1 protein-coding gene is annotated in these 346 nt (G+C 73.1%); it reads left to right on the top strand.

The genetic code is table 11. From position 1 onward, the window contains the following. Positions 1 to 23 precede the first annotated feature (23 nt). Positions 24 to 346 (top strand): PucR family transcriptional regulator ligand-binding domain-containing protein (locus JGS39_RS40395; protein WP_219574704.1); only part of this gene is annotated, 323 nt, incomplete at its 3' end.

The following is a 346-nucleotide window of genomic DNA, read 5'->3' as shown; positions in this document are numbered from 1 at the left end:
CTCCCAAAGGTCCCCCGATCCCCATGCCCCCCACACTCGCCTCGCTCGTCCAGCACTCGGCGCTCAAACTCACGGTGCGTGCGGGGGCGGACCGGCTCGACGCGCCCGTGCGCTGGGCGCACGCCAGTGAGCTGGCCGACCCCGTCCCCTACATGGAGGGCGGCGAGCTGCTCCTGGTCACCGCGACCAACCTCGACGCGGAGAACCCGGAGGTCATGGGGCGGTACGTGCGACGGCTGGCCGGAGCCGGAGTGGTCGGGCTCGGCTTCGCCGTCGGGGTCACCTACGACGAGGTACCGCAGCCGCTGGTCGACGCCGCCGAGGAAGCCGGGCTGCCCCTGCTCGA

This window comes from Streptomyces poriferorum (assembly GCF_019399235.1).
Lineage (GTDB): Bacteria > Actinomycetota > Actinomycetes > Streptomycetales > Streptomycetaceae > Streptomyces > Streptomyces poriferorum.
This window is presented reverse-complemented; position numbering and strand designations above follow the sequence as displayed.